15 protein-coding genes are annotated in these 18,593 nt (G+C 62.1%); 12 read left to right on the plus strand and 3 right to left on the minus strand.

The genetic code is table 11. The annotated features are described in order from the left end of the window. Positions 1-39: 39 nt before the first annotated feature. A complete protein-coding gene (locus ABWL43_RS06940) occupies positions 40-1,113 on the plus strand; it encodes a serine hydrolase domain-containing protein (RefSeq protein ID WP_404487271.1) in 1,074 nt (357 codons plus the stop codon). Beyond that, positions 1,110-1,424: an amidase gene (locus ABWL43_RS06945; protein ID WP_404487272.1), complete on the plus strand. Its 315-nt coding sequence runs from the start codon at positions 1,110-1,112 to the stop codon at positions 1,422-1,424. The genes ABWL43_RS06940 and ABWL43_RS06945 overlap by 4 nt, the downstream gene beginning before the upstream one ends. 310 nt (positions 1,425-1,734) lie before the next feature. Here the strand turns inward: ABWL43_RS06945 and ABWL43_RS06950 are convergent, their stop codons facing one another. Beyond that, positions 1,735-2,028, minus strand: coding sequence for a DUF3077 domain-containing protein (locus ABWL43_RS06950; RefSeq protein WP_369300747.1), 294 nt, complete (start codon positions 2,026-2,028; stop codon positions 1,735-1,737). A 530-nt stretch (positions 2,029-2,558) separates the two neighbouring features. Between ABWL43_RS06950 and ABWL43_RS06955 the strand changes: the two genes are divergently transcribed. The 6 genes from ABWL43_RS06955 (at position 2,559) to ABWL43_RS06980 (ending at position 9,308) form a co-directional block, all read left to right on the plus strand. Then, the gene (locus ABWL43_RS06955) at positions 2,559-3,734 is read left to right on the plus strand and encodes a M20 aminoacylase family protein (protein ID WP_404487273.1); all 1,176 of its coding nucleotides are present in this window, start codon (positions 2,559-2,561) and stop codon (positions 3,732-3,734) included. 59 nt (positions 3,735-3,793) lie between these two features. Next, on the plus strand, positions 3,794-5,104 hold the full coding sequence (locus tag ABWL43_RS06960; protein WP_404487274.1) for a citrate-proton symporter: 1,311 nt from the start codon (positions 3,794-3,796) through the stop codon (positions 5,102-5,104). Further along, positions 5,101-6,543 (plus strand): amidase, encoded by a 1,443-nt coding sequence (locus ABWL43_RS06965; RefSeq protein WP_404487275.1) that lies wholly within the window; start codon positions 5,101-5,103, stop codon positions 6,541-6,543. The genes ABWL43_RS06960 and ABWL43_RS06965 overlap by 4 nt, the downstream gene beginning before the upstream one ends. Before the next feature lie 64 nt (positions 6,544-6,607). Continuing rightward, complete coding sequence (locus ABWL43_RS06970) at positions 6,608-7,378, plus strand: IclR family transcriptional regulator (RefSeq protein WP_404487276.1); 771 nt, start codon at positions 6,608-6,610, stop codon at positions 7,376-7,378. A gap of 189 nt (positions 7,379-7,567) precedes the next feature. Further along, on the plus strand, positions 7,568-8,149 hold the full coding sequence (locus ABWL43_RS06975; RefSeq protein WP_404487277.1) for a YceI family protein: 582 nt from the start codon (positions 7,568-7,570) through the stop codon (positions 8,147-8,149). 1 nt (position 8,150) lies between these two features. Further along, positions 8,151-9,308, plus strand: coding sequence for a phosphatidylserine/phosphatidylglycerophosphate/cardiolipin synthase family protein (locus ABWL43_RS06980; RefSeq protein WP_404487279.1), 1,158 nt, complete (start codon positions 8,151-8,153; stop codon positions 9,306-9,308). A 21-nt stretch (positions 9,309-9,329) separates the two neighbouring features. Here the strand turns inward: ABWL43_RS06980 and ABWL43_RS06985 are convergent, their stop codons facing one another. Beyond that, the gene (locus ABWL43_RS06985; protein WP_404487281.1) at positions 9,330-12,227 is read right to left on the minus strand and encodes a S8 family serine peptidase; all 2,898 of its coding nucleotides are present in this window, start codon (positions 12,225-12,227) and stop codon (positions 9,330-9,332) included. Between the two features lie 307 nt (positions 12,228-12,534). Further along, on the minus strand, positions 12,535-14,826 hold the full coding sequence (gene bglX, locus ABWL43_RS06990) for a beta-glucosidase BglX (RefSeq protein WP_106577061.1): 2,292 nt from the start codon (positions 14,824-14,826) through the stop codon (positions 12,535-12,537). Between the two features lie 243 nt (positions 14,827-15,069). Between bglX and ABWL43_RS06995 the strand changes: the two genes are divergently transcribed. From ABWL43_RS06995 to ABWL43_RS07010, 4 genes are all read left to right on the plus strand, one after another. Then, entirely contained in the window at positions 15,070-15,681 is a 612-nt protein-coding gene (locus ABWL43_RS06995) for a LemA family protein (RefSeq protein WP_106577060.1), read from the plus strand. Between the two features lie 18 nt (positions 15,682-15,699). After that, a complete protein-coding gene (locus tag ABWL43_RS07000; protein WP_404487282.1) occupies positions 15,700-16,431 on the plus strand; it encodes a TPM domain-containing protein in 732 nt (243 codons plus the stop codon). 31 nt (positions 16,432-16,462) lie between these two features. Then, on the plus strand, positions 16,463-17,080 hold the full coding sequence (locus tag ABWL43_RS07005; RefSeq protein WP_242194151.1) for a TPM domain-containing protein: 618 nt from the start codon (positions 16,463-16,465) through the stop codon (positions 17,078-17,080). Positions 17,081-17,303: 223 nt separating this feature from the next. Beyond that, positions 17,304-18,521 carry a class I SAM-dependent methyltransferase gene (locus ABWL43_RS07010; RefSeq protein WP_404487284.1) on the plus strand — a complete coding sequence of 406 codons (1,218 nt, stop codon included), beginning with the start codon at positions 17,304-17,306 and terminating at the stop codon, positions 18,519-18,521. The last annotated feature ends 72 nt before the right edge of the window (positions 18,522-18,593 follow it).

The raw sequence follows: 18,593 nt of genomic DNA on the forward strand, positions 1-18,593 counted from the left end.
TAGGCTCGCGGGCTTGAATGCCCCCTTGAGTTCGCGTCCATGGTCCGAGGCTTGTTGTGCGTTGCCCTGCTGTTTGTCACCGTTGCCGCCCGCGCCGACACCTGGCCTGACAAGGACTGGGCCCATGGCACAGCACTCACCGGCCCCGCTGTCGATGCTCTGACTGCCTATGCGTTCCCAACCCGTGACGACGCCACCCGCCAAGGCATTCGCACCGACGCGCTGCTGGTGATCCGCGACGGCGAGATCATCTATGAGCGCTACGCCGCACCCACTACCGCGAGCACGCCGCACCTGACCTGGTCGATCAGCAAAAGCCTGATGGCCACCGTGCTCGGCGTGGCCTATGGCGAAAATCGCTTCAAACTCACCGACCCCGCCGCACGCTTCTACCCGCCGATGAAGCAGCACCCCAAAGTGACGATGGCCGACCTGCTGCACTGGGCCTCGGGCCTGGATTGGCAGGAAGATTACGAATACGCCCCGCTGAAATCCTCAGTGGTGGCGATGCTCTACACCCGTGGCCGCGCCGACATGGCCGAGTTCGCCGCCGACACCGAGGCCGCAGCGGCACCGGGCCAAGCCTTCCGTTACTCCAGCGGCGACAGCAACATCCTCTCCGCCACCCTCAAAGGCATGCTCGGCCACAAGGCCTATATGAGTTACCCGTGGGACGCGCTGTTCAAGCCGCTGGGCATTCGCAACGCCACTTGGGAAACCGACGCCGACGAAACCTTCGTCGCCTCCTCTTACGCCTACCTCACCGCCCGCGACCTGGCGCGCGTCGGCCTGCTGATGGCACGCGATGGGCGCTGGGGCGAGCAGCAATTGCTGCCCAAAGAGTGGGTCGCCTTCAACCGCCAACCCTTCGACAACTACAAAGCCGGCCAGGACGAAGCCGTGCCTGGCGGCCAGTGGTGGCTGAACCAGGGCGCGCCAAGACCATGGCCCGATGCGCCCGCCGACACCTTCGCCGCCCTCGGCCATTGGGGTCAGGCGCTGTTTGTGATGCCCGATGAACACCTGGTAATCGTGCGTTACGGCGATGACCGCGACGGCAGCTACCGCCACAACGAACTGCTCAAGCGCGTGCTCGCGGCGGTGCAACCATGATCCGTCGTCATCCGTTCATCAGCCTGTTTCTAGTGCTGTTGCTCGCGTTGCTGGGCTGGGTCTGGCATGAGCGCGTCAACCTGCAAGCCTTCCCCGACATCATCGCGGCGTACACCGCCAAGGAGTATTGCTCGTGCCGGTATGTGCAGAACAATCCGGCCGAGTATTGCCTGGGCTATGTGAAGCAATACGTGCCGACCAGCGCGTTCAGCGACAACCCGGAGCGCAGTGAAGTGACGGCGAGCGGGTTGGGGCGCACGCACACGGCGCGCTGGCTAGGCGACCGTCAAGGCTGCCGCCTCAACCCCTGACACACCCAGGATTCCCTGTGGGAGCTGGCTTGCCTGCGATGCAGGCACCTCGGCACATCAGGCATAACCAGTTGATGCCTTCGCACGCAAGCCAGCTCCCACATTTGACCGAGTACACGCGTCTACCTGATGTACTGAGCTCAAAATGTGGGAGCGGGCTTGCTCGCGAATACGGTGGGCCAGTTATATATAAGCCGACTGACACACCGCCATCGGGAGCTAGCCCCCTCCCACATTGGATTTGCATTAATCATTGGAAATGAGAGAGGTCCAGGCAGGCGCCCGATGCACTGCACCGGGCGCGAACGACTTACTGCGGGGTTGGGCTGCCAGGCTGCATAGCCAGCAGCAGGTCATCAATGATGGCCTTGCCCATTTCTCCCAGGTAATGCGAGGCGAATGCAAACTTCTCCGCCTTGGGGTCCATGGCAGCTTCAAGGGAGAGCATTTTTGCGTAATAGAGCACGTGGGATGCGTGTTCGAGAGCTTCTACGAGCGGAACCCCGGCGTTGACGCGGAACACTTTCAGATGGCTTTTGTTCTCTCCGCAGTCTGCGAAGGTGGCGGCGCCGATGGTTTCGGCTGAGGGTATTTCGTACGGCATAAGCTTGCTCCTTTGGTACAACCAAAAAGAGCTGCCAGTCACGATTCCAAGCATGAGGGTGGCAGCTGTACGCAGGTTGGAATCCGAGAAGAAGCGACTCGGCAGGCACAAGGCCTCCCACGCACAGCCGCCATAAAGCACAAACAGCGGGCACAAAAAAGCGCCGACTGGTTGTATGACGACGCTGTAGCGTCTTCTTTCTCGGGATTCCACGCCCGGTCGCTGATGAGCAGCGACGGAGGCGAGGTTAACTCTATGCACGCGCCGTCGCAACCGGTGGCCAATAGCTGTCCGCAATCTGCGTTGTGTGGCGAGGGAGATTGGCCCCGTTTGACTGCGCAGCAGTCACCAGCTTTTAGGGGCGCTTCGCACCCCAGCGCAAGCAAGCTTGCTCGCCACAGGGTTATTAGGTGTCCGCCTCAGGTTCCACCCAGTGGAACCACCTTTGATTGTCCTCCCGCCCACATCGCGGTTAGCTGGCGGTGTGTCGCCAACAAGAACGGGAACACCCGCCTGTGAGGAGAATCACCATGCGCCCACACCAGCACATTCTGGATTGGCTCAGCGACGTCGCCAGCGACTTGCACGCTGTGCGTCAAGACATCCACGCCCATCCCGAACTCGGTTTTGAAGAAAACCGTACCTCAGCACTCGTCGCGCAATCCTTGAAAAATTGGGGGTATGACGTGCACACCGGCATCGGCAAAACCGGTGTGGTCGGCGTGCTGCGCAATGGCAGCAGCTCACGTACGTTGGGCATTCGCGCCGACATGGACGCCTTGCCCATCATCGAAAATACCGGCGCGGCCTACACCAGCCAGCACGCCGGTTGCATGCACGCCTGCGGGCATGACGGCCACACCACCATGCTGCTCGGCGCCGCACGTTATCTGGCGGCGACGCGGCAATTCGACGGTACGTTGAACCTGATTTTCCAACCCGCTGAAGAAGGCCAGGGTGGCGCCGAGGCGATGCTGGCCGATGGTTTGCTCGAGCGTTTCCCCTGTGACGGCTTGTTCGGGATGCACAATATGCCGGGCTTGCCGGCTGGGCATTTGGGCTTGCGGGTCGGCCCGATGATGGCTTCGCAGGACTTGCTCACCGTGACCCTCGAAGGCGTCGGCGGCCACGGGTCCATGCCGCATTTGACGGTGGACCCGTTGGTTGCGGCGGCGAGTATGGTCATGGCCTTGCAGACTGTGGTGTCGCGCAACATCGACACCCAGGAAGCCGCCGTGGTCACGGTCGGCGCGCTGCAAGCAGGGCAGGCCGCCAACGTGATTCCTCAACAAGCTCTGTTGCGCCTGAGCCTGCGCGCGTTGAACCCCAAGGTGCGCGAGCAGATGCTGGAACGCGTCAACGCAATCATCCAAACCCAAGCCGCCAGCTTCGGCTGCACGGTGCAGATCGAACACCGCCCGGCCTACCCGGTGCTGGTCAACCATGCCGAAGAAACCGAGTTCGCCCGCCAGGTCGGCGTCGCCTTGCTCGGCGCCGATGCGGTGGACAGCAATACGCGCACGCTGATGGGCAGCGAGGACTTCGCCTGGATGCTGCAGCGCTGCCCCGGCAGTTACCTGTTTATCGGCAACGGCGTGTCGCGGCCGATGGTGCATAACCCCGCCTATGACTTCAACGACGACATCCTGCTGACCGGCGCCGCCTACTGGGGCGCGCTGGCCGAGAGCTGGCTCAAGCCTGCCTGACGACCTCCTTTTTTCTGCCGCTGGCCCCTTTCCCTTATCGGTTGAATGGAGTGTTCCTCATGCAGATTTCAAAACCCGGTGTTTCGCGCACCCGCCAGGTTGTGGCGGCGGTGATCGGCAATGCGCTGGAATGGTATGACTTCATCGTTTACGGCTTTCTGGCCAGCATCATCGCCCGGCAGTTTTTCCCCTCGGAGGACGAATACGCCTCGCTGTTGATGGCCTTGGCCACCTTCGGCGTGGGCTTTTTCATGCGCCCGGTGGGCGGCATCCTGCTGGGCATCTACTCCGACCGCAAAGGTCGCAAGGCGGCGATGCAGCTGATTATCCGGCTGATGACCGTGTCCATCGCACTGATCGCCTTTGCGCCCAATTACGCCGCCATCGGCATGGGCGCGCCGTTGCTGATTGTGGTGGCGCGCATGCTTCAAGGCTTTGCCACCGGCGGTGAATACGCGAGTGCCACGGCGTTTCTGGTGGAAAGCGCTCCGGCCCATCGCAAGGGTTTGTATGGCTCCTGGCAGTTGGTGGGGCAGTGCCTGGCGGTGTTTGGTGGCGCGGCGATGGTGGCGATGGTCACGCATTTCTTTTCCCCCGAAACCCTCGACCTGTGGGGCTGGCGTGTGCCGTTCGTATTGGGTTTGCTGATCGGTCCGGTAGGGCTGTGGATTCGCCGGCACATGGAAGACCCGGAAGAGTTTATCCAGGCACGCAAGCTGGCCACCGGCCCGGCGCCGAGCCTGATGGACGTGATTCGCGAGCATCGACGCAGCATCCTGGTGTCGATGGGCTTGGCTTGCGGCGCGACGGTGTCGTTTTACGTGGTGCTGGTGAATATGCCGACCTTCGCCCACAAAAGCCTCGGCCTGCCGCTGGACCAAGTACTGATGGTGCAGATGTTTGCGGTGGCGCTGATGACCGTGGTGATTCCGCTGTCCGGCCTGCTCTCGGATCGCCTCGGGCGGCGGCCGGTGTTGATGGCTTTTACCCTGGCCTTCTTCGTGATGGTCTACCCGTTGTATGTGTGGGTGGCCGCCGCGCCATCGATTGAGCGTTTGCTGGTGATGCAAGTGCTGCTCTGCACGGCCATCGGCGGTTTCTTTGGCCCGGCGCCGACGGCTTTGGCCGAGCAGTTTCCTATCGAGGTGCGCTCGACCGGCGTGTCAGTGGCCTATAACGTGGCGGTGATGGTGTTCGGCGGCTTTGCGCCGTTGATCGTCACCTGGCTGACCAAAGTGTTGGGCACGCCAGTGGCGCCATCGTTTTACGTGTTGTTCGCTTGCGTGCTGACGCTGCTGGGCACTTACTGCATGCAGGAGGCACCGCGGGCAAACAAAGCGCTGCCGTTTTCAAGTGAGGTGAAGCCTTGAGCATTGTTGAGTGGGACGCGACTGAGCTGTCGCGGGCGATTCATGCGCGGCAAGTGTCGTGTGAAGACGTGATGCACGCGTACCTGGCGCAGATCCAGCGCTTTAATCCGCGCGTGAATGCGCTGGTGTCGTTGCGCGACGCCGACGCCGTACTGGCCGAGGCCCGGGCCTGTGATCGCGAACTGGATCAGGGCCAATCGCGCGGCTGGATGCACGGCATGCCCCAGGCGATCAAGGACCTGGCCGCCACCAAGGGCCTGCGCACCACCTTGGGCTCGCCGTTGTTTGCCGAGCATGTACCCAGCGAAGATGCCATTAGCGTGGCGCGGGTGCGGGCCAGCGGCGCGATCATTATCGGCAAGACCAACGTGCCGGAATTCGGCCTCGGCTCGCAGACCTACAACACCCTGTTCGGCACCACCGGCAATGCGTATGACCCACGCCTGGTGGCGGGCGGCAGCAGTGGCGGGGCGGCGGTGGCCCTGGCGCTGCGCATGCTGCCGGTGGCCGATGGCAGCGACATGATGGGCTCGCTGCGCAACCCGGCCGCGTTCAACAATGTGTTCGGCCTGCGCCCGTCGCAAGGGCGCGTGCCGCACGGGCCGATGCCGGAAGTGTTCGTGCAGCAACTGGGTACCGAAGGCCCGATGGGCCGCAGTGTCACCGATGTGGCGCGGTTGCTGAGCATCCAGGCCGGTTACGACCCGCGGGTGCCGTTGTCATCCCAAGACGACCCGACAGTGTTCGGCGAACCCTTGCAGCGCGACTTCAAAGGCGCGCGTCTCGGTTGGCTGGGGGACTACAACGGCTATCTGCCAATGGACGACGGCGTGTTGAGCCTGTGCGAATCGGCCCTTGGTGATTTCGTCACGCTGGGGTGTGAAGTAGAACGCTGCCAGCCGGAGTTTTCCCTGGCGCGGCTATGGCGCAGTTGGTTGGTGCACCGCCATTGGCTGGTGCACGGCAATCTCGGCGCGGCCTACGCCAACCCGCAAAAACGTGCGTTGCTCAAACCTGAGGCGCAATGGGAAGTGGAGGGCGGCCTGGGCTTGAGTGCCCAGCAGGTGTACCAGGCGTCGGTGGATCGCAGCGAGTGGTATCGCGCCTTGGCCAAGTTGTTCGAACGTTACGATTTCCTGTTGCTGCCCACCGCCCAGGTGTTCCCTTTCGATGCACAACAGGCGTGGCCGCGCCTCGTTGGCGGGCGCGAAATGGACACGTACCACCGCTGGATGGAGGTGGTGATCGGGCCGACACTCGCCGGTCTGCCGAGCATGAGCATCCCGGTGGGTTTCAACCCTGGCGGCTTGCCCATGGGCCTGCAGATCATCGGCCCGGCCCAGGCCGACCGCGCGGTGCTGCAACTGGCATACGCCCATGAGCAGTTGACGCAATGGGTGCAGCGCCGGCCACCGGCGTGCCTCGAATCAGGTGATTGACGCGCAACCGGGCCTGTATCTTGCTGTGAAAAATGATCATCCACCGGCAACAAGGAGATCGAACATGGGCAGCCACGCCGAGACAGGCACCGTACGGTCGGTTGAGCGCGCACTGGCAATTGTCGAATTGCTCGGTGAACACCAGGCGTTGGGGTTGGAGGAGCTGCATTATCTGACGCGTTTGCCCAAGGCCACTGTGTCGCGCATGTTGCTGACCCTGCAAGAGCAGGGTTGGGTCTATCGCGGCCTGAGCGATCGCCGTTATCGCCTGCGCGCCCAGCGCTTGTTCGGCGACACCCAGCAACGCTTCAAGCGCCAGGTGGTGGAAAGCGCTGCGCCGTGGCTGCTTGAATTGAGCGAACGCACCGGGCTGGTGGTGGATTTATCCTGTTTTGATGGCGAGCGCCTGGAGGTCATGGAAAGCGCGATCCCCAGCGTGCTGCGCAAGTTGTATCCGAACAATTGCCAGATCGTCGGCCAGCACGCCAGCCTGTTTCACTCGGCGATGGGCAAGGCCTGCCTGACGCAGCTGCCCGCCGAAGAGGTGCAACGCCTGGCGGGCCGCGATCACGTGGCGGCCGATGAGCAGTTGCACACCTGCGAGCAAACCCAGCACCAGGGGTTTGGCCAGCGCACCGAAGGTTATTGGGAATACCCGGTACGCCTGCCGTTCCTGATTCGCGCAGTGGCGTTGCCGGTGCAGGCCAATGGGCGCCTGGTCGGCAGCATGGCGTTGCACTGGCCGATGCATCAGGCGCCGGTGGAGCGCGTGTTGAACTTGCATATGGCCAGCCTTGAAGCGACGGTGCGCGATGTGCAGCGGGCGCTGGTCTGATAATCACCGCCGAACAAATGTGGGAGCTGGCTTGCCTGCGATTGCGGTGAGTCAGTGAATGAATCTGCTGACTGATACACCGCAATCGCAGGCAAGCCAGCTCCCACCTTGATCGGCTTTGTCAGTTACATTGCGCCCGGCACCCGGCACAGTTAAGGTTCGCCCAGGTTTTTTGCCTCATGAGTCTTTATGTTCAACTTCAAACCCCTGGCCTTCGCGCTGTTGACCTGTGCCGCCATGCCCGCCCACGCCGACTGGTACCTGGATAACGAATCCTCACGCCTGTCGTTCGTCACCACCAAGAACACCGAAATTGCAGAAGTGCATCGCTTTCTGGTGCTGCACGGCAAGGTCGACAGCCAGGGCGCGGCCCAGTTGGAAGTGGAGGTGGAGTCGATCAACAGTGGCATCCCGCTGCGCGATGAGCGCATGCGCAATGACCTGTTCGACATCAAGACCTTCCCCGAAGCGCTGATCAGTGCGCAGATCAACCTGCAACCCATCAACGATCTGGCCCCCGGCGCGCAGCTGGAATTGCGCCTGCCGTTGAGTGTGACGTTGCACGGCAAGACCCAAACCTACAGCGCCGAACTGCTGGCCACGCGCCTGGATGACCGACGCTTTCAAGTGGTGACCCTGGAGCCGGTGGTGTTGCATGCCGAAGACTTTGACCTGGCGCCGGGCGTGGCGACCTTGCGCAAAGCGGCGGGGCTCAAGTCGATCAGTTTGTCGGTGCCGGTGGGTGCGGTGCTGATTTTTACGGCGCGCTGACGTGAGCGGCGCAGTCTTCCCGTGGCGCAGCGCCAACCGTTTCGAGTTGCTGATCGACGGCCCGCGTTTCTTCCCGCAGATGCTGACGGGCATTGCCCGCGCTGAGCGGCAAGTCGAGTTGGAGTTGTACCTGGTGGAAGCCGGCGCCTGCGCCGACGCCTTGGTGCAGGCGCTGGTACTCGCCGCCGAGCGCGGCGTGCGGGTGCGCTGTCTGTTTGATGATTACGGCAGCCTGGCGTTTACCCTGGGTTTGCGTAAGCGCCTGACCGACGCGGGCGTGGAGCTGCGGTTCTACAATCGCCTGAGCTGGCGGCGCTGGATGCGCAATCTGTACCGCGACCACCGCAAGCTGTTGCTGATTGACCAGAGCATTGCCGTGATCGGCGGCACCGGCGTGACCGATGAATTCTGGACGCCAGGGCAAGACACGGCCGAATGGCATGAAGTGATGGTGCAAATCAGCGGCCCGCTGGTGCTGGACTGGCAAGCGCTGTTTGAGCGGCAATGGCATGCCAATGCCGCTCGCCGTGAATGGAAGCCCGCTACCCATTTTGGTTTGCCGCGCCTGCCCAAGGTGCCGGCCACCGGGCCAGGCCTGGGGCGCGTTGCCTATGCCGACGCGCGTCAGCACCGCGATATCCTGCAGTCGCTGATCCGCGCCTTGAACAGCGGCCAGCAACGAATCTGGCTGGCCACGCCGTATTTTCTGCCGACCTGGAGCGTGCGCCGTGCCTTGCGCCGCGCGGCGGGGCGTGGGGTGGATGTGCGTTTGCTGCTCACCGGCCCGCGCACCGATCATCCGTCCGTGCGCTACGCCGGGCACCGTTATTACCCGCGTTTGTTGCGCGCCGGTGTGCAGATTTTCGAATACCAGCCTTGCTTTCTGCACCTGAAAATGGTGCTGGTGGACGATTGGGTGAGCATCGGCTCGTGCAATTTCGACCACTGGAATTTGCGCTTCAACCTGGAAGCCAACCTGGAAGCGCTGGACCCGCAATTAACGCTGGCCGTGGCCGGCAGTTTCGAACGCGATTTTGCCAAGAGCCAGGCCGTGAGCCTGGAGGCGTGGAAGTCGCGGCCGTTGTGGCGGCGGGTCAAGCAACGGGTGTGGGGCTGGATTGATCGGTTGGTGGTGAATCTGTTGGATCGGCGGGGGTAGGGCGCCCCCGCCCTTAGCTGACTAAAACTGCAACCTGTACTGCGCCGTAAGGCTTTGGTCGCGCGTGCGCTCACCGCGCTGTTGGCTGAAGCCCAAGTCCAACGTGCTGTCGCGGCTCAGGCGCGCGGTGGCGCCCAGTTCCAGGCGGGTGCTGAGGCGATCCAACGGCGCGCCGCTGACGCTCATCACGCGGCCGCCGTCCCAGGCGGCCTGAGTGGTCGGTTGCAGGTCGCCGCTTGCATGGGTATAAGCCAGGCCGCCACGCAGGCTCAACCATGACGGGCCGATCTGCGCCTTGCCCAGGTCGAGGTTGACCCGCACACCGCCGGTGGTCAGGTTGACGTTTTTCTTCGAGCGTTTGCCCTTCAGTGCAGCCATGCCGCCGCGCTCTTTGAAGCCTTCGCTGCGCTGTTGCACATTGGCCAGTTGCAGGTACGGCTGCCAGTCCCAGAAGGCATGGCTGAACCTGTAGTTGGCCTCGGCAAACGCCTGCACGGTGCGGCTGGCGTATGTGGCGGTCAGGCGGTTGTCGACGCCGGGGAAGCTGACGCGGCGTGTTGTCTCGATCTCATGGTGCGCATAGGCGATGCCGCCATACACGCCGAACGCGTCCCACGTGTGGCCGGCGTGCAGGGCCAATTGGTAGGTGTCGACGCTGGCTTTGCCACGCGAACCGGCCCTCACCTCCTTGCGGCCGCTGCCGGCTACTACGCCCACGCGAGTGCCTTGCTCCAGCGTGTGGTCGAACCCCAACAGCAGGTCCGTGCCGTTGTGGTGAGTGCGCGTGGTGTTGCTGTCGCCTGCGAGTTGGCCGGATTGACGCGGCAGTTGCACCCAGATGCCTTGGTTCTTGGCGTCGAGTGCGGCGTCGCGGCTGTCTTGCGCCAGGCGCTGACGGTCGAGTGCGGCCTGGCGCACGACACGGCTGTTTTCAATCAGCACCGCTTGGGTGCTGGCATGCAGTTCGCCGCTCAACGAGTCCAGGGCTGCAGGTGCCTGCTCGGGAAACAGCGCGGTCAGGCGTTGCAGCAGCGGCGAGGGTTGGGTTTCAGCATCCGCAGCATGGGCGACGGCGCGTTGGTTGGCAGTCTGCGCCGCGGATGCCAGTGACTGACCGCGGCCAAACTCCACCAGCAAGTGATTGCCTTGCTTGACCTGGGAAACGCTGAGGAAAGGCGAGAACTCGCGGCGGTCTACCGAGGTAAATTCGCCATTCAACTCACCTTGGGCTTGAAGGATGCTGTAACGCTGGCCCAGGTAATAGTGGTTGGGTTGCGCACTCAGGTACAACGAGCCGCCGTTGATGGACGCCTGATTTTGGACCTGCAATGTGGCCTGGGCCGTTTGGCTGGTCAGCCCGGTCATCAGGGTTGAACCGGCTGCCTGTTGGTAGTTGCCCTCGACGGCCAGCAAACCATTCAGGCGCAGCAGACCGCCTTCGAGGTTAACGTCACCCTTGAGGTTATTGGTGGCGTCCAGCTCCAGAACACCCTCTTTGAGCGTGACGCCGGCAAAGCTGTTGTTGCCGCTCAGGCGCAGCCAGCCGATGCCGGTTTTTTCCAGGTGCCCCGGGCCGCTGATGTCGTTACGCCAGTCGTCCCAGGCGCCGCCTTGCCAGACCCTGGCGCCGCCGGCGGGGCGGTCCATGTTGACCACAGTGTCGACCCGCAGTTGGCCGGGGCCATCGATGGCTTTTTTCAGGTTCATCAGGCCCCAGCCATAGACGTCGTCTACGCCAGGCTCGCCCAGGTCGGTGGCGGTGGTCAGCAACACGTCGCGGATTTGCGGGTTGTCGAGGTAGGGGAAGCGTTCCATCAGCAGGGCCAGCCCGCCGGTCACGTGCGGGGCGGCGATGGAGGTGCCGGAGGCGGTGAGGTAGTTGAACGCGGGATTGTCGCCGGTCACCTTGAAACCATCGACCTCGCCGTCGGCGTCATGGTGGTTTTCGGTGGTGATCGAACCCGACACCCAGGCTGAGGTGATATTCGTTCCGGGTGCGGCCAGGCACCAGTCTTTGCTGAAGCCGCAACGGTAGGAGCGATCGCTCAATGTCAGGCTTTGATCGAGGTTGACCACGGTCAGCCAATAGGGCTCCAGCGCCTTGATTGCGCGGGGCAGGCTCGAATGGACGCCGGTAAACGGTGCTGTTTGGGGCGAGGCGTTGGCCGTGTCGGTATTGCCCGCTGCCCATACCTGCAGCATGCCGTATTTGATCGCACCCTCGGCTGTGGCCTTGAGCTCTTGATATTGATTTATCTCGGCCAGGAAGGCGTCGAGTTCTGCCTCGCCCACCAGGGGCGTAGGTGTGCCCCAACTGTGATTGACCACGCGTACCTGCTGTTCGTGCAGTTGCGCGTAGGCCATGCTCACGGCCGCAGGCGTCACGTTGGTGACGCTGAAAGGGCTTAAACCAGGCCCACCAAGGTAACTGTTACTGAATTTGCGCACGGCACTCATGTGGGCGCCGTAGGCCACGCCCTGGATGCCAGAGCCATCACGGTTGGCGACTATCCTGCCGGCAACGTGAGTGCCGTGAGCGTTGTACTGAGTGCTCACATTTTTCAGATAGTTATCAAGCTCTTCGCGGGTGATGTCGCCATTGGCAATGGCCTCCTCCAGGCCAAGCAAGGCTTCGGGAGGCAGTGAGTCGATGACGTTCACCGCGGAACGCTCACCCTCGCTGAAAAAGCAGCCATCGGCCAGCACCGTCTCACTCATGCAGCCAGGGTCGGCCAGGCGCACGCCGGAATGGGGCTTGCCGGCAAACTCAGGGTGGCGCACATCGGTTCCAGAATCGTAAACCCCTACCCGCACGCCTGTGCCGCTCAACCCCCTGGCGTAGGCGTCGTCGGCACCGATCGCACCCAGCCCCCAGTCTTTGTTGAACTCTGGACTGTGCCAGCTGGCTGCATCGTGCAAGCGGCCTTGTTCGACGTAGCTGGTTGCTTGAACCGACAGGCTCGACAGGCATCCGAGCACACAGAGGGCGACAGCCGTTGGCTTGAATGGTGATTGAGCGGGCGCCTGTGTTGCGGGCGCTCGAACGGTTTTCGGGGGCGACATGGTCCACACACCTGCACAGTTATTTCGGGTCAATAGCGTGCGTGAGTAGGCCGGGAGCGTGATGTAGGACTTGGCTTGAAGCGGGGAGGGAACGCTGACTTTTTACTGACTGAGACGGGGAAGGGCGCAAGCCCCCTCTCACACGAAGAGGGGGCTGCACGTATTACAGCAACTCGAACGTCTGCTGCTGCACATCCTGGGAGTCCAGCCCGATCTGCACATTGAACTGGCCCGGTTCCGCGGCGAATTTGAGCTGGGTGTTGTAGAACTTCAGGTCCTCTTCGGTGATGGTGAAGTGCAGCGTGCGCTCTTCACCGGCCTTGAGCATGACCTTCTGGAAGTTCTTCAGCTCCTTCACCGGGCGGATCATCGAGCCGGCCACGTCCTGGATATACAGCTGCACCACGGTTTCGCCGTCGACCTTGCCAGTGTTTTTCAGCGTGACGCTGGCGTCGAGCTTGCCGGTCTTGTTCAGGGTCGTGGACGACAGCGCCATGTCGGACAGGCTGAACGTGGTGTAGCTCAGGCCATAACCAAACGGGAACAGCGGCCCGGTGACGTCATCGAAGTATTGCGAGGTGTAGTTGCCCGGCTTGCCCGGCGTGAAGGGCCGGCCAATGCTCAGGTGGTTGTAGTAGGTCGGAATCTGCCCCACCGAGCGTGGGAAGGTGATCGGCAGCTTGCCCGACGGGTTGTAGTCACCGAACAGCACGTCGGCAATCGCGTTGCCGCCTTCGGTGCCGGCGAACCAGGTTTCGAGGATCGCGTCGGCTTGTTGGTTCTCGTCGAGAATCGACAGTGGGCGGCCGTTCATCAGCACCAGCACCAACGGTTTGCCGGTGGCTTTGAGGGCCTTGATCAGGTCGCGCTGGCTTTGCGGGATGTTCAAATCGGTGCGGCTCGAGGATTCGTGGGACATGCCACGCGACTCACCTACGGCCGCCACCACCACGTCAGCATCCTTCGCCGCTTTCACCGCTTCGTCGATCAGCACTTGGGCTGGGCGGGTGTCATCCACCACTTCCGGCGCATCGAAGTTGAGGAAGTTGAGGTAGTCGACCACGGCCTTGTCGTTGGTGATGTTGGCGCCACGCGCGTAGATCACTTTGCCTTTTTCGCCGATCACGGCATTGATGCCGTCGAGCAGGGTCACCGATTGTTCAGGCTTACCGGCGGCAGCCCAGCTGCCCATCATGTCGATAGGGGCCTTGGCCAGCGGGCCGACCAGCGCGATGGTCGCGGACTTTTTCAGCGGCAGGGTGTCGTTCTGGTTTTTCAGCAGCACCAGGCTGCGCCGTGCGATATCACGGGCGTCGGCGCGGTGCAGGCGGCTCTCGGCATAAGTGTCGGCCGGGTCATCTTCGGCTTTGCCGATGCGCAGGTACGGGTCGTTGAACAGGCCCATGTCGTACTTGGCACCGAGCACTTCGCGCACGGCGTTGTCGATGTCGCTCTGTTCGATTTCGCCGGACTTGAGCAGCCCGGGCAATTCCTTGCCATACAGCGAGTCGTTCATGCTCATGTCGATGCCGGCCTTGATCGCCAGCTTGGCCGCTTCACGCCCGTCCTTGGCCACGCCGTGCTTGATCAGCTCGAAGATCGCGCCGTGGTCACTGACGGCCAGGCCTTTGAAGCCCCAGTCCTTGCGCAGCAAGTCGTTCATCAGCCAGGTGTTGGCGGTGGCGGGCACGCCGTTGATCGAGTTCAACGCCACCATCACGCTGCCGGAACCGGCCTTGATTGCCGCGTGGTACGGCGGCAGGTAGTCCTGGTACATCTTGACCGGGCTCATGTCGACCACGTTGTAGTCGCGACCGCCTTCTACCGCGCCGTACAGGGCGAAATGCTTGACGCTGGCCATGATGCTGTCGGCATTGGCGGGGCTGGCGCCCTGGAAGGCCTTGACCATGACCTCGGCAATGCGCGAGACCAGGTAGGTGTCTTCGCCAAAGCCTTCGGATGTACGGCCCCAGCGTGGGTCGCGGGAGATGTCGACCATCGGTGCAAAGGTGATGTCGAGGCTGTCGGCAGCGGCTTCCTGGGCGGCGATGCGCCCGGAGCGGCCGATGGCGTCCATGTCCCAGCTGGAGGCCAGGGCCAGGCTGATCGGGAAGATCGTGCGGTGGCCGTGGATCACGTCATAGGCGAAGAACATCGGAATCTTCAACCGGCTGCGCATGGCCGCGTCCTGCATCGGACGGTTTTCCGGGCGGGTGATCGAGTTGAAGGTGCCGCCGATGCGGCCGGCGGCGATTTCCTTGCGGATCAGCTCGCGGGGCATTTCGGGGCCGATGCTGATCAGGCGCAATTGGCCGATCTTTTCATCCAGGGTCATCTGCTTGAGCAGGTCGCTGACAAAGGCGTCCTTGTCTTTAAGCGCAGCAGGCTTTGTTTCTGCCCAGACGGGGTGAGTGGCCAGCGTGGCAACAAGGCCGAGCAAACACAGCTTCTTCATGAATATCCTTTTTCGGCTACTGCACAGCGAAAATGCGCCGCTCTGCCAAAATGTGGGGAACATATGTTGTTGTTCGAGTGTTATTGCACTAAATGCACGACACTTATGAACTCTTATTCGCGCTGGGCATCTTTTTAGCTGATTGGCTCAATGCAATCCAGTGGTGGCGGCGGATTATGCCCCAAGCGCGTGGTTTAAAGGGTTAGTCGTCATCTTCCATCAAGTTTGGGCAGGAGAAACACCATGCAAGCAGCACAAGGTTACCGCTGGGGCTTGAAAGCCGCCGCTTTGCTATTGATCAGCACTGTGCTGAGCGGTTGCGGCATCAACACCATTCCGACTCTGGATGAACAGGCCAAGGCGGCCTGGGGCCAGGTGCAGAACCAGTACCAGCGCCGCGCCGACCTGATCCCCAACCTGGTGGAAGTGGTCAAGGGCTACGCAGCCCATGAGCAAGATACCCTCACCGCCGTGATCGAAGCGCGGGCCAAGGCCACCTCGATTCAGGTGGATGCCAGCACCCTCGACAATCCGGAAAAACTCAAGCAGTTCCAGCAAGCCCAGGATGGTTTGAGCGGCGCCCTCAGCCGTTTGATGGTGGTGTCCGAGCGCTACCCGGACCTGAAAGCCAACCAGAACTTCCTGGCCCTGCAATCGCAACTTGAAGGTACGGAGAACCGCATTGCCGTGGCTCGCCGTGACTTTATCCAGGCCGTGCAGGCCTACAACACCGAAATCCGTACCTTCCCTGGCCGCCTGTGGCACAGCGTGATGTACAGCGACTTGCCGATCCGCGCCACGTTTGAAGCCACCAGCGCCGATGCCGATAAAGCGCCGCAAGTGAAGTTCAAATAAGGCTTCTCTGAGGTGTCGATGCGTTTATTACGGATAGGCTTGGCGCTGTGGTTGCTGGCCTGCGTGGGTGCCGCCCAGGCGGCATTGACGTTCCCGGCCTTGACCGGACGGGTGGTGGACAGCGCCCAGATGATCGACCCGGCAACCCGCGCGCAGATCACCCAGCAGTTGCAGACGCTGGAGCAAACCTCGGGCGACCAGATCGTGGTGGTCACCGTGCCCGACCTGCAAGGCGTGCCCATTGAAGACTACGGTTACCAATTGGGTCGCCAGTGGGGCATCGGGCAGAAGGGCAAGGACAATGGCGCGCTGTTGATCGTCGCCCGTGATGAGCACAAGTTGCGCATCGAAGTCGGCTATGGCCTCGAAGGTGTGCTGACCGATGCGCAGTCGTGGGTGATCATCAACCAGGTGATCGCGCCCAAGTTCAAGGCCGGCAATTACAGCCAGGGCATCAGCGACGGTGTTGCGGCGATGGTGCAGGTGGTGGGCGGCGAGCCGCTGGCCGTGCCGGCGCATGTGGCGGATGCAAATTTCGCCAAGGATAATCCGGGGTTTTCCATCGGCTTGTTCATCCTGTTGATCGGTGTGTTGTGGCTGTGTAATCGGCTGGGCCTGCCCGTTGGCGCTATCCTGCTGGCGATTCTCAGCAGCAGTGGGCGCGGCGGCGGTGGCGGGGGCGGCGGCGGTGGTGGCTTCAGAGGCGGCGGCGGTGGTTTTGGCGGTGGCGGGGCCTCGGGTGGCTGGTAATGACAATAACTAGAAAGAGGCATCTACAACCATGGCACTACTGAGTGAACACGAGCAACGCCAGGTCGCTGAGGCGATCGCTCGGGTCGAAAAAACCACCGATGCCGAACTGGTCACCGTGCTGGCGGCGCGTGCCGATGATTACGCGTACATCCCGCTGCTCTGGGCCAGTCTGATCGCCCTGGTGGTGCCTGGCATCGTGCATTACCTGTCGGGCTACCTGACCATGTACACCTTGCTGCTGGCACAGTGGGCGACGTTTATCGTGTTGTGCCTGGTGTTTCGCCTGCCGAAAGTCACCACGCGTCTGATCCCGCGTTCAGTGCGGCATTGGCGCGCGTCGAACCTGGCGCGCCGCCAGTTTCTGGAGCAGAACCTGCACCACACGCTGGGCGGCACTGGGGTGCTGATTTTTGTCAGCGAGGCGGAGCGCTATGTGGAAATCCTGGTGGACGAGGGCATTTCCAAGCGGATGGATGACAGCAGTTGGGACACCATCGTCAAGGCGTTCACCCAGCAAGTGAAACAGGGGCAGACGTTGACCGGGTTTATTGCGTGCATCGAGGCCTGCGGCGAGTTGCTCAAGGTGCATGTGCCGGTGACGCAAACCCGTAATGAACTGCCCAACCGCCTGGTCGTACTCGAATAACCCAAACATCACTGAAGCAAAAAATGTGGGAGGGGGCTTGCCCCCGATTGCGGTGTATCAGCTCCAAATGAGTTGCTTGACACACTGCCATCGGGGGCAAGCCCCCTCCCACATTTGGAACTGTGCGGGCTGGACGAGTCGACCGTTGATCAAATAACCCCGTGCCCTAAACCTTCATCCCCCCTAAAATGCCCGGCATTCCCAGCCCGAGGCGTTTTTGTTCATGTCCGTCACCGCTCAACCTGCCCGCCCTGCGCCGGATCATCACGCCCAGTTCATCGAACTGCTGAGCGCAAGCCTGGCGCAGAAAGCGTTTATCAAGCTGGTGCTGGCCAAGTACGTGGGTGAAGAAGCCGAGTTGCAACGGCTGATCATCAAGCCGGTCGAGGTCAAGGAGCAGGCCTGCCTGTCCTTCGTCTACCGCTACAAGACCCGCGATATCACCAAGAACTTGCCGCTGGCCGAGGGCGTGGCAGCGATTGCCGCGCTGCTGCCTACCTCGTTCAAGAATGCGCATTTGCTGGCGCTGACCGACGAAGCCCAGCTGGAATACAGCAAGAAGAACAAAAGCTCGCTGTTCAAAAGCAAGCCCCAGCAACTGCGTGAGGCGCCGTCCGCCGAGCACAACCGCGAGAAAAATCGCTTCCTTGACCTGAGCCGGCCATTCCTCGCCGACCTGGGCGTGACCGACGCCAAGCAGGCGCTGATCCCGTCGATGTCGCGCAAGTGGAAGCAGATCAACAAGTTCATCGAAGTGTTCAGCCATGCGCTGACCTCGTCGCCGCTGAAACTGGACCAGCCGGTGCGCGTCGCCGATTTCGGTTCGGGCAAGGGTTACCTGACCTTCGCCATCCACGATTACCTGCGCAACACCCTCAAGGCCGAGGGCGACGTGACTGGCGTGGAACTGCGCGAAGACATGGTGACGTTGTGCAACAGCGCGGCCGCACACCTGGAACACCCGGGGCTGGTGTTCAAGTGCGGTGACGTGCGCAGCGTGGCGCCGAGCGACCTGGACGTGATGATTGCGCTGCATGCCTGTGACATTGCCACCGATTACGCGATCCACACCGGTATTCGTTCGGGCGCGTCGATCATCATGTGCTCGCCGTGCTGCCACAAACAGATTCGCCTGCAGATCCAGAGCCCGGTGCTGCTCAAGCCGATGCTGCAATACGGCCTGCACCTGGGCCAACAGGCGGAAATGGTCACCGACAGCCTGCGTGCGCTGTACCTTGAGGCCTGCGGTTATGAGACCAAGGTGTTCGAGTTCATCTCGTTGGAACACACCAACAAGAACAAGATGATCCTGGCGATCAAGCGCAGCGAGCCGGTGGACAACGCGCAGTTGCTGGAGAAAATCCAGGCGCTGAAGGCGTTCTACCAGATCAGCGAACACTGCCTGGAAACCCTGCTGCGCGCGGATGGCTTTTTGAATTAAACACAGAGCCCCTGTGGGAGCCGGGCTTGCCCGCGATGGCGTCACCTCGGTTTTCTGATAGACCGAGTTGTC

This window comes from Pseudomonas sp. HT11 (genome assembly GCF_044875395.1).
Lineage (GTDB): Bacteria > Pseudomonadota > Gammaproteobacteria > Pseudomonadales > Pseudomonadaceae > Aquipseudomonas.

Coding starts and splice junctions, on each gene's coding strand:
- ABWL43_RS06940 (WP_404487271.1), top strand. CDS start 40: ATGGTCCGAGGCTTGTTGTGCGTTGCCCTGCTGTTTGTCACCGTTGCC.
- ABWL43_RS06945 (WP_404487272.1), top strand. CDS start 1,110: ATGATCCGTCGTCATCCGTTCATCAGCCTGTTTCTAGTGCTGTTGCTC.
- ABWL43_RS06950 (WP_369300747.1), bottom strand. CDS start 2,028: ATGCCGTACGAAATACCCTCAGCCGAAACCATCGGCGCCGCCACCTTC.
- ABWL43_RS06955 (WP_404487273.1), top strand. CDS start 2,559: ATGCGCCCACACCAGCACATTCTGGATTGGCTCAGCGACGTCGCCAGC.
- ABWL43_RS06960 (WP_404487274.1), top strand. CDS start 3,794: ATGCAGATTTCAAAACCCGGTGTTTCGCGCACCCGCCAGGTTGTGGCG.
- ABWL43_RS06970 (WP_404487276.1), top strand. CDS start 6,608: ATGGGCAGCCACGCCGAGACAGGCACCGTACGGTCGGTTGAGCGCGCA.
- ABWL43_RS06975 (WP_404487277.1), top strand. CDS start 7,568: ATGTTCAACTTCAAACCCCTGGCCTTCGCGCTGTTGACCTGTGCCGCC.
- bglX (WP_106577061.1), bottom strand. CDS start 14,826: ATGAAGAAGCTGTGTTTGCTCGGCCTTGTTGCCACGCTGGCCACTCAC.
- ABWL43_RS06995 (WP_106577060.1), top strand. CDS start 15,070: ATGCAAGCAGCACAAGGTTACCGCTGGGGCTTGAAAGCCGCCGCTTTG.
- ABWL43_RS07000 (WP_404487282.1), top strand. CDS start 15,700: ATGCGTTTATTACGGATAGGCTTGGCGCTGTGGTTGCTGGCCTGCGTG.
- ABWL43_RS07005 (WP_242194151.1), top strand. CDS start 16,463: ATGGCACTACTGAGTGAACACGAGCAACGCCAGGTCGCTGAGGCGATC.
- ABWL43_RS07010 (WP_404487284.1), top strand. CDS start 17,304: ATGTCCGTCACCGCTCAACCTGCCCGCCCTGCGCCGGATCATCACGCC.